Below are 9455 nucleotides of genomic sequence, written 5' to 3'. Positions count from 1 at the left end.
TTCTTTTGGCGAGTGATTCAACATGTGCGGTTCTGAGGCTTAATACAATGCAGTTCCTGCACTGATGATAGTTGTTCAGCACATCATCAATAATCTGCTGATTCCGAAAATCGCTTTCCACGATCTCAGTGTACAATTGCTGGATGGATACTTCTTGCTCATCTTTACCCAGCGGGACCCGCAACGATGTGAAACGGGGAACGATGTAATGGTCAAACGGTCTTTTCTCTGCCTGCTTTTTCGGATTGTCTCGATAACGAATAGGGCCACAATGCATAAACAAAATCGGATGATGTCCATCTTTTCGCGCAGGCGTTGCGGTTAGTCCGTAAATGTATTTGGCATTGGTTGTTTTCAGGATTTGTTCATAGGTGAATGCCGATGCATGGTGACACTCATCGGCAATGATCATCCCGTAATTTTTCACGCATTCCTTAACCTCACCTTTTCGGCTGAGTGATTGCATCACGGCAATATCAACAATGCCGCTCAAGGAATTTTTTCCGGAACCCAATTGGCCGATGAGACTTACTTTCTTTTTTCGCCCCCTTTTCTTTGCTGGGGTGGCGGGCTGCTCCGGCAGCGGCTCATTCACAATCAGAAATTCCGATAACTTTTCTTTCCACTGAGACAGCAGACTGACTTTATCAACCAAGATAAGCGTATTCACTTTTATCTCGCAATCAGTTTAATCGCCACAATTGTTTTGCCAAATGCTGTTGTGCCTGACAGAATTCCGGTATCGTTTTGTAACAGGTGGCTGAAGGCTAAGGATTGCTCATCTCTAAGTTGGCCATTGAATTCCACATCAATCCTTCTACCTTGATATGTTTTATCGATGTGCTGGATTTCGATTCCCAGTTTTTCCAGTACGGAGACCAATTCAGGTTCGCATCCTCTTGGCAACCCCAGGTACACTTCTGTTTCATCTGCACAGGAGATGACGCGGGGATGTCCATAGGTCGATAAACGCATGGCTTGCTGTTTGTAAAACATTGGGTTTTTAAAGGACGCGAGCGTTTTAGCCGATTCATCGCCTTTTGGGATATACCCTCCTTTGGGATGAACAGCATATTTGCCCTGACGATTTCGATTCGCTTTGGGAAATCATCTCTCTGTAACTCGATTTTGGTTTTCGAAGTTTCCCACGGTTTTTCAGCACTCTCTTCTTCATCCTGTTTCAATACACCCAGTTCATTCCCCTCGCCAAGCTCGGAAATAATTTCTTCAATTCGGTTGTGAGAAATTTTTTGGATTGTGGATAGAAATGCCCATTGGTCCTCATAGGATTGGAAATTCTCATCGATAAATTCACTATTGGACTTTTCTCTTGCCGTTTTTTGTAACGGCAATGCAATCAAATTACCCAACCCCCCTTTAGGCATTGTGTCCTGGCTGGGAAACAGCCGATCATAGGACTTGAATTGTATTTCATGCCTTTTGTTCATGGCAGTGGTAAGCAGGATCGTTCCAAATTTACGTGCCAAGCCAGAGGAAACAGAGGGTTCAAAGAAAAACCATACATGCGCGCCGTTGCCGGAACGCGACCGCTCAACAGCGACAGGGATGCTGAGTTCAATGCAAATATCTCTAAAAACGGAAATATCGTTTTGCCAGTCTGCTTCGTCAAAATCAACTGCCAAGAAGTGGCATGTTTCATCCTGCAGCATTGGATAGACGCCAGCAACGATATTCCCTCTCAGATGATTTTCAATGGCATTTTCATCCAAGGAGGCATAGTCTTTGTTTTCACATTTTGAGCAGAAAATTTTTGGCTTTTTGCACACTCCTGCCTGCCATTGATTCAGGCAAACAGGTGAATAGCCGGATATGCCTTTGTTTTTGTTTTCCCATCGCTTTGCATAAACATCACTGCGGCCTTTAAAAAGCGACATAAAAAGGTGGATTTTAGCGGAGGAATCCGACGTATTATTTACAACCGATTTGGAATTATGGGTAATAGATTCCTCGCAAGGCGTTTTTTCAACGATTTTTATATCTTCGGGAGTATTTCCGGGAGGCTCGGACGTCGCTATCTCAAGCTGGGTTCTTAAGCGCCTGTTTTCTTTTCTTAATCGCTCTACCGCTTCCAATAAAACAGTATATTTTCCGAGCATTTCCTTATAATCCATAACTATACCCATGGACCAGGTGCAGACCATCTCGAAGGTGGAGGCTTCCTCGAAGCCAAGGCGGATGCTATCGGATCAATAAATTCTTTGAGCGTCATGGCAATATGTTCGAACTCAGCAGGAACATGGTCTTGTCCGAGCTTTTTCCTAAAAGCATTCCATTGGCTTCTTTTTGCCGCGATAAACTCCTTTGAAAAGGCAACAATTTCGTCTGGAAGTTCTGTTCCACGCTGCTCCAATGTCAACCTGATGGCTTCTGATAATGTTTTCCCATCGAATCCAAACTGGCGGGAAAGCAGCCAAATATCATAGAAATCTTTCATCCGGCTATTCAACCCTCGGAGTTTGAGCATGGCTTCAAATTTTTCAGCAATGGCACTCTCACGGCTGTAGCAAAGTAATCGTGGTGCGGCAAAATCCAAAATTGAGGGCAATTCCGACTCTTCGGGGTTGGGATGAATAATGTCACCGAATCCGATATCCAACTGCATGTTCAGAGTCATGGTATCAAGTTTTGCTGGAAAGCGAATTCTAATCCCCTGGTATTCAGCATCATCTGTAATGTGTTCTGCGGTAATTTCCTCATGGAAAAAGGAAAGACCATCGGGATCGACATCAATCGACAGAATCTCGACCACATTGGAAACAACATCAGACACCTTATTGCTTGCCCTTCCAAGCAAATCAATGTCCATGGTGGGTCTAATCCGAGGCGCTTTCCATATCCGAAGCATCAAAGCGCCTTTGAGGATAAAGCGTTTGGAATGTTTGGATAGAGAAAGCCGGTATAGAAACCGTTCCATGGCATAATATTGGGCAAGTTCTTGAAAAGGCCGCATATCAGATCTTGATTTATCGAGTAGGCGTTGTCTTACGGATGCTGCGATATTTTTCGGCGGTGTCTTGGTCAAATCGTTGCCTCCAGATAAGGCGTCATAATATTTTTAACTCGGCAGATTTTCGCGTATGCGAGCAGCCTTTCGAGATTATACTGTTGTCTAGATCTGTAAAGTTTAAGAGCTTCAAGGACAACATCCATTCCAATTTTGTTCCTAAACTTAAAGCAATCAGCCAATGTTTTCTCGGGATTGTAAATTTTTACAGACACGCCATCAATCTTATGATTTTCGATGCCGGAGTTATATGCTTCATTCGAAAATCTATGGGATTGAACTGGAGGATAGTCTAACGATGGTACTCTTGATTGCCTCGGCACAGCCACGGAAACAGCGTGCGGAATCTGAGTTGTGATATTATGATAGGACAGCGCCGAGATGAGACAGATGACTGCATTAGGGAAACGAAGGCTCACCGTCACCAGATCAGGGTTTGACATTGGAGGGAGTTCAACGAGGCGATAAACGCCCCTGCTCACCTGTTCGATGACGCCTTTGTCTCTGAGCGAATAAAGCATATAGCGCGTAATGCCTTCCGCTATCGCCTCACTCATCCGAAGTTGCCCACCGTTCTTGCGAAACAGTTCTATAAAATGTCTTTTCATTTCAGCTACAGACAAAAAGCCCCCATTTGTTAATAAGTGGCAACAATATGTCTGATTTTGAATAAAAAATCAATGGAAAGTCGACGATGCTTTAATCTACGTTAATTGCTTCTATCATCTCTTTGAATCTGGTGATCTTATCATCATCGGTTGCTATCAAGGTCAAAGGTCTGAGCCTCCGTTCTGTGAAAAATTTCAGCGTTTCTGGATCATCGGTATCCATCAAATAATCGGTGATCTCGGAGGGCAGCCGCCTGCATAAGGCTATCATCTGGCATACCCGTGCCTTAGTGGTCCCGGCATCGGCTGCAATATCATCATACGTGGCCTGCGGATTATCATTTAGATGCTCGACGAACCGGAAACCGGTCAGGACAGCGTTGATTGGCTCCTGTTTCTCGCGCAAGGATCTGGTTCGGTCTCTCTGCCTTATGGCCTTATCTGCGGGAAAAATGCTTGGTTTCTGGCCTTTTTGCAGGAACTTTTTCCTGTTATTGTAGATGTAATAACAGGGGATTAGCTCAGATATCGATTTGGTTCGCTGAGTGGATGATTCGGGGAGCCAAACAAAACAAGGGGTTACAGATTTTCGGTCTGTAGCCCCTTTCTCGTTTCCAACCCTATTTCCAACCTTGAAGGCAACACTTGATTTTCAAACATCAGAGACTATTAGCGCCATTCGTATCGATCCCTTAAATCGTTGCACCAGTACGGTTGTAAGAAACCGTCATGCTGCAAACGCCCCACGATAATGCCATCAGACACGCCTACTTGCTTGGAAAACTCGCTAATGTGCTCGGCACGGAAATTTCCTACTTCTATAAAACGATTGTAATCATCCCCAGGTATAAGGGTTTTCATCGCAAAGGCATCTGCTTGGGCTTCTTGTTTAACAAGTTCTGGTGTTTTAAAGTCCCAATCAATGAATGTTGCCTTACCATGTAAGCATAGGTGACCAATCTCATGAAACAAACTGAACCAAAAAATATCCGCCCACTTTCCCCGAATGGTCATCATCAAAACAGCCTTGTCACCTATTCGGAAGGTTGCTCCATTGACGTATGTTTTCGGAAGGTGCGGGCACAGAACCAGGACAACCCCGCAGTCGCGCAAGATCCCTTCCAATTTTTCCATAAAGGATTCCGGAGGTTCATTAGTCATTGCCCGTATATCGGCAAGGGAGTTTTGCAATTTCTTTTTATCAAAATTAGCGCAGACTGTACGTTGGGCTTTGAGTTCTCCAATGCGAAGCCATGATGCCAGTGCCTCTCTTGAAGGAGTCTTTTTTTTTGCTGATCGAAGCGCCGGGCAGTAGAGATTGATCTTAAAAATATTGTGCAAGCTGGTTACACCGAAAAAAGACCGAAGAGCCTGAATTCTTTCGATCACGTTGCGCGTGTTAGGCACATGCCCGTGTTTGGAAAGCTCCCCATAGCAGAAAGTTGTCAGCATTGGTGCTTCGTCTTTTATACGTTCCTGTTCTGCAAGTTCCCGGTTTCGAGCAAGAGCAAGCCGGTATGTGGCCTCAAGGCCAGTCCAGATATGCGCCGGGACGCCCAACACCTGCTCAAGCTGCAACGCTGTATCCCCGGTAATGGCTTTTTGCCTTATAGATGGCATTCAGCTTAACCGCCGGGCGGTTCATGCGGCTTGCCAACTCTTGTTTGGTCATCCCCAATTCAGATAATACCTCTTCAAGGTACTCACCGGGTGGAATCGCAAGGTCGGAATATACGTGGTTGTCAGTCATCATAATGCTTGCTCACTTTCTCGATACGGGCAATGGTCAAGGTTTCACCTTGGAGCCGAAATAGTAGTCGATAAAACCCTGTCAAGTTGACGGCCCATAGCCCCTTCAAGGTCCCTGTCAACGCATGGCAGCGCAGACCGGGCAAAGTTTGAAGCTCATCGATGTTTTTTGCCTCACGTATGATATTAATGCGGCCAACATACCTTCTTGCCACCTCACAGCCATACGCCTTTTCAGCTTCCTTATGGCTTTCATACTGTTTTTTCAGCTTTTTGCTTTTGAATTGGATTTCCACAAAAGATGCTCACGTTCGCATTAAAACAGCATTACAGCCTTAACCCATTGGGTTAAGAATATACACAAAGAAAAAGACTGTCAACAAACAAATTGATCGAATGAAAACGGCCCGGGGATGCCGGGCCGTTGGTGTTGGGTGGTGATGGATATGAAACGGCCACCCGTGAAGGTGGCCGTAGGAGTATGGCACAGGTCAAATCCGTCTTGGCGTTCTTGGTAGTGGCAGCCGCAACACGAATTCAGATTCATTCCGATCGTTCGTATAAAACCAGATATCCTTTTTATCGGCTGTCAGGGTGAACACCGCCGGGTTAGACAGTCCGAATTTACCAGCATAGTATTGATAGGCAAACCATTCGGCCTTTTCTTTTGAATCAGTCCAAGACATACCACTTATTTTTCGTGCACGCCCGATACCGCCAACGCCACGGTATAACGTATAAGGCCCGTCTCCCGGGAAAGGATCACCAGCGGCCCGCAGCTTGTCCGGATCGGCTTTGTTGAAGAGGTAGTTTACCAAGTTGGCATTCGCATAGATATTCTTGTTCAGGTGAGATGGAGGGTGTTTTTATACGGTTCTTTGAAAAATTATATATAATCGAATATTTTCATCACCGTCCCCGCCTCGCTTATAAATCGGCTTTTTGGCCCTACACGCCCACCGTCAAAGATTACCAGAAAAGGGACACTCACTACGAACATTTTCCCGTCCCGGTCTTTAGGTACGGCAAATGATCTCTCGACGCCGGCCACTTACCAAGCAAGTCCCATCCGCCACCTGGATCGTCAACCGACATTCACAATAAAAAAGGAAGCCGGACCACCATAGAATGATCCGGCCGGAACAAGGATGCAACACAGGAAGTTGGTGGTATTCCTACGGCTGATTTGTTCGGGTTTTATTAGACCGAAAAAAAATGATCCGTTGCCAGGGAAAATTCATGACTGGATATGAAAAATCTGGTTGATTGGTAGCCGCGTCCGATGAGGGCAACAAAAAGAAAGCCGGACCACCAAAGGCAGCCCGGCAGGGAGAAAGAGGAATAACACGGTGGGGTTGGTTCCGTGTTGTGTCCTGATATACCGCCCGCACCTTGCCGGTTGATGATTACACCCTCGTTGATGATGTTTCGAACACCGGGTAGTTAAATACCCTGTGAAGTATTTTTGAATTTCCTTGATTTTTGTTGAATATTGTGTTGGTTGGATACTCAGTTTTCAAATGAGCATATCCCAAAAACAATAAGAGAAAAAAATTTAACTCATTTTCCATGTATTGCCACTACACTCATCTATTGCCACCGCTATCTGAACTGAAAGGAGACGATGATGAAAGACGAGAAGAAGAAACTCACCACTAATGCCGGGGCTCCGGTAACGGACAACCAGAACGTCATGACTGCTGGGCCTCGCGGCCCCCAACTGCTGCAGGATGTCTGGTATCTGGAAAAGATGGCCCATTTCGATAGGGAGGTGATCCCCGAACGGCGGATGCACGCCAAGGGTTCCGGGGCCTATGGCACCTTCACCGTGACCCACGACATTACCAAGTACACCCGTGCCAAGATTTTTGCGAGATCGGCAAAAAAACTGAAATGTTTGCGCGTTTTTCTACCGTGGCCGGAGAACGCGGTGCCGCCGACGCCGAACGCGATATCCGCGGTTTTGCCCTTAAATTCTACACCGAGGAAGGCAACTGGGACATGGTGGGCAACAACACGCCCGTCTTCTTTTTGCGCGATCCGCTAAATTTCCGGACCTGAACCATGTCGTCCATCGCGACCCTCGCACCAACTTGCGAAGCGCCAAAAACAACTGGGATTTCTGGACATCCCTGCCCGAGGCCTTGCATCAGGTGACCGTGGTCATGAGCGATCGCGGCATTCCGGCAAGCTTTCGCAACATGCACGGATTCGGCAGCCATACCTTCAGCTTTATCAACGCCGAAAACGAGCGATTTTGGTGCAAATTCCATTTTCGTACCCAACAGGGCATTAAAAATCTCACCGACGCGGAAGCCGAAGCAGTGATCGGCAAATGCCGCGAAAGCAATCAACGCGACCTCTACTACAGTATCGAAAACGGCGATTTTCCACGCTGGACCCTTTTTGTGCAAATTATGACCGAAGAAGAGGCCACCAAGCTTCCCTACAATCCTTTCGATTTGACCAAGGTCTGGTACAAAAAGGATTTTCCGCTGATCGAGGTGGGTTATTTCGAACTCAACAAGAACCCGGAAAACTATTTTGCCGAGGTCGAGCAATCGGCTTTCAATCCGGCCAACGTGGTACCGGGCATCGGCTTCTCGCCGGACAAGATGCTGCAGGGCAGGCTTTTCTCTTATGGCGATACGCAACGTTACCGACTGGGTGTCAATCATCACCTCATCCCGGTAAATAGAGCGCGCTGCCCCTTCCACAGCTATCACCGCGATGGCCAGATGCGGGTGGACGGCAACTATGGTTCAAGGCTCAGCTACGAACCCAACAGCTATGGTGAGTGGCAAGAACAGCCCGATTTCTCCGAGCCGCCTCTGGAACTGAGCGGAGCCGCCGCTCACTGGAACGCCCACGAGGATGACAGCGATTACTATACACAACCTGGCAAGCTATTTCGCCTTATGAGCAAGGAACAACAGGATGCCCTGTTTGGCAACACCGCCCGGGCCATGGATGATGCGCCGGAGATGATCAAAGTTCGCCACATCGGCAACTGCCTTAAGGCCGACCCGGCATACGGTGAAGGGGTGGCGAAGGCACTGGATATTCCGCTGAGCAAAGTTCCGAAGTAGACAATCCTTAGTCAACAATCTGCTGTGGGACTCGCAAACTACCGTGCTTCCCACAGCAGAGCGTTACCAACACAAATTTTCAAAGAGCGATAAAGCCGGGTTAACCTCGACTTTTGTAACATCTCAAAAAGCTATGGCAGTAAATAGGCAACTACCAATAGGTTTGAGCTGCAACAAGGGTCACTTGGAAGTATTTATGGAAGACGGATTCCAGGTCTTTTTTGGCGGATTCGGTACAGGGAACGAACTTATCGATCGTCCGATTGGCGTGAATCCAGCACAGCGCATGCAAAAGGACGTTAAACTGGCCGGCATCATCGCTGACGATCACCAGATCTTTGGAAATCCCATGTTCGATGATGCTGCCGACCAGCACGCCTTCGGTGGCGATTTGAACATGCCGAGGCTTGACAATGTCGTTTTCGGATAGAAACGCATGCCATTGGGTTTCGTTGGCAAACAGCGTTCCCAGATTCTTGTGGAAGACGTCAAGCGCCAGTTTGGGCAGCCGGTTGGATTGCATATAGCAAATGGCGTCCACATTGATGGCGAAGTCCGAATGTCCGGCACGCATCAGCTTTAAAAAGTTGATCCGGCTTTTGCTATCGGTGCTTTCAAACCAGGAGAAGGATTCGTGGCCGATATGGGTGCAATAGCCATTTTTGCCTTGATGTCGGGCACCGGTATCATCCACATTGATATAGTTGGACACCTTAAGTCCGACGGACAGGATGAGGTCTTTTTCCCAGTGAAAACGCTCTTTTTCTTCAATTAACAGATTGTTGAGTTGCCCGGCGGACATATCGATGCCGAACTCACCCAGTTGTTCCAGTAATAACGGCTGGGTGACGTGACAATGGTAATGTTGATAGAGGATAAACCCGATCAGCATGGGACCAAAATGTTTGCCGTTGAGATACGCAGGCAGTTGGCCGGCCACATAACCGCCATCGGGTGTTTCATATACCTTAAGGCGATACCGTC

10 protein-coding genes and 2 pseudogenes are annotated in these 9455 nt (G+C 47.1%); 2 read left to right on the top strand and 10 right to left on the bottom strand.

Annotated features, from left to right (window positions below):
- The 9 genes from JCM12296_RS42740 to JCM12296_RS39140 all read right to left on the bottom strand — a co-directional run.
- Positions 1 to 670 (bottom strand): DEAD/DEAH box helicase (locus JCM12296_RS42740; RefSeq protein WP_218188349.1); only part of this gene is annotated, 670 nt, incomplete at its 3' end.
- 97 nt (positions 671 to 767) lie between these two features.
- Positions 768 to 2132 carry a TOTE conflict system archaeo-eukaryotic primase domain-containing protein gene (locus tag JCM12296_RS42735; RefSeq protein ID WP_218188348.1) on the bottom strand — a complete coding sequence of 455 codons (1365 nt, stop codon included), beginning with the start codon at positions 2130 to 2132 and terminating at the stop codon, positions 768 to 770.
- Between the two features lie 2 nt (positions 2133 to 2134).
- A complete protein-coding gene (locus tag JCM12296_RS29505; protein WP_054700507.1) occupies positions 2135 to 3043 on the bottom strand; it encodes a nucleotidyl transferase AbiEii/AbiGii toxin family protein in 909 nt (302 codons plus the stop codon).
- On the bottom strand, positions 3040 to 3648 hold the full coding sequence (locus JCM12296_RS29500) for a type IV toxin-antitoxin system AbiEi family antitoxin domain-containing protein (RefSeq protein ID WP_246805076.1): 609 nt from the start codon (positions 3646 to 3648) through the stop codon (positions 3040 to 3042). The genes JCM12296_RS29505 and JCM12296_RS29500 overlap by 4 nt, the downstream gene beginning before the upstream one ends.
- A gap of 76 nt (positions 3649 to 3724) precedes the next feature.
- Positions 3725 to 4039 carry a hypothetical protein gene (locus JCM12296_RS29495; RefSeq protein WP_054700502.1) on the bottom strand — a complete coding sequence of 105 codons (315 nt, stop codon included), beginning with the start codon at positions 4037 to 4039 and terminating at the stop codon, positions 3725 to 3727.
- A 263-nt stretch (positions 4040 to 4302) separates the two neighbouring features.
- Positions 4303 to 5211, bottom strand: a complete 909-nt coding sequence (locus JCM12296_RS29490) for an ImmA/IrrE family metallo-endopeptidase (protein ID WP_172684172.1) — start codon at positions 5209 to 5211, stop codon at positions 4303 to 4305.
- The gene (locus JCM12296_RS40455; protein ID WP_172684171.1) at positions 5201 to 5386 is read right to left on the bottom strand and encodes a helix-turn-helix domain-containing protein; all 186 of its coding nucleotides are present in this window, start codon (positions 5384 to 5386) and stop codon (positions 5201 to 5203) included. The genes JCM12296_RS29490 and JCM12296_RS40455 overlap by 11 nt, the downstream gene beginning before the upstream one ends.
- Complete coding sequence (locus JCM12296_RS29485) at positions 5376 to 5678, bottom strand: type II toxin-antitoxin system RelE/ParE family toxin (protein ID WP_054700497.1); 303 nt, start codon at positions 5676 to 5678, stop codon at positions 5376 to 5378. The genes JCM12296_RS40455 and JCM12296_RS29485 overlap by 11 nt, the downstream gene beginning before the upstream one ends.
- Positions 5679 to 5873: 195 nt before the next feature.
- Positions 5874 to 6200, bottom strand: a complete 327-nt coding sequence (locus tag JCM12296_RS39140; protein ID WP_157068006.1) for a hypothetical protein — start codon at positions 6198 to 6200, stop codon at positions 5874 to 5876.
- Positions 6201 to 7006: 806 nt separating this feature from the next.
- Between JCM12296_RS39140 and katE2 the strand changes: the two are divergent.
- Together katE2 and JCM12296_RS51010 are read left to right on the top strand one after the other, a co-directional pair.
- A pseudogene (gene katE2 / locus JCM12296_RS29480) lies at positions 7007 to 8117 on the top strand (catalase KatE2); the annotation flags it as partial.
- 3 nt (positions 8118 to 8120) lie between these two features.
- Positions 8121 to 8471, top strand: a complete 351-nt coding sequence (locus JCM12296_RS51010) for a catalase-related domain-containing protein (protein ID WP_422699189.1) — start codon at positions 8121 to 8123, stop codon at positions 8469 to 8471.
- Between the two features lie 151 nt (positions 8472 to 8622).
- Here the strand turns inward: JCM12296_RS51010 and JCM12296_RS29475 are convergent.
- Positions 8623 to 9455 (bottom strand): annotated as a pseudogene (locus tag JCM12296_RS29475) (IS66 family transposase); the annotation flags it as partial.

The organism is Desulfosarcina cetonica JCM 12296, from assembly GCF_001311845.1.
Classification (GTDB): Bacteria; Desulfobacterota; Desulfobacteria; order Desulfobacterales; family Desulfosarcinaceae; genus Desulfosarcina; species Desulfosarcina cetonica.
This window is presented reverse-complemented; position numbering and strand designations above follow the sequence as displayed.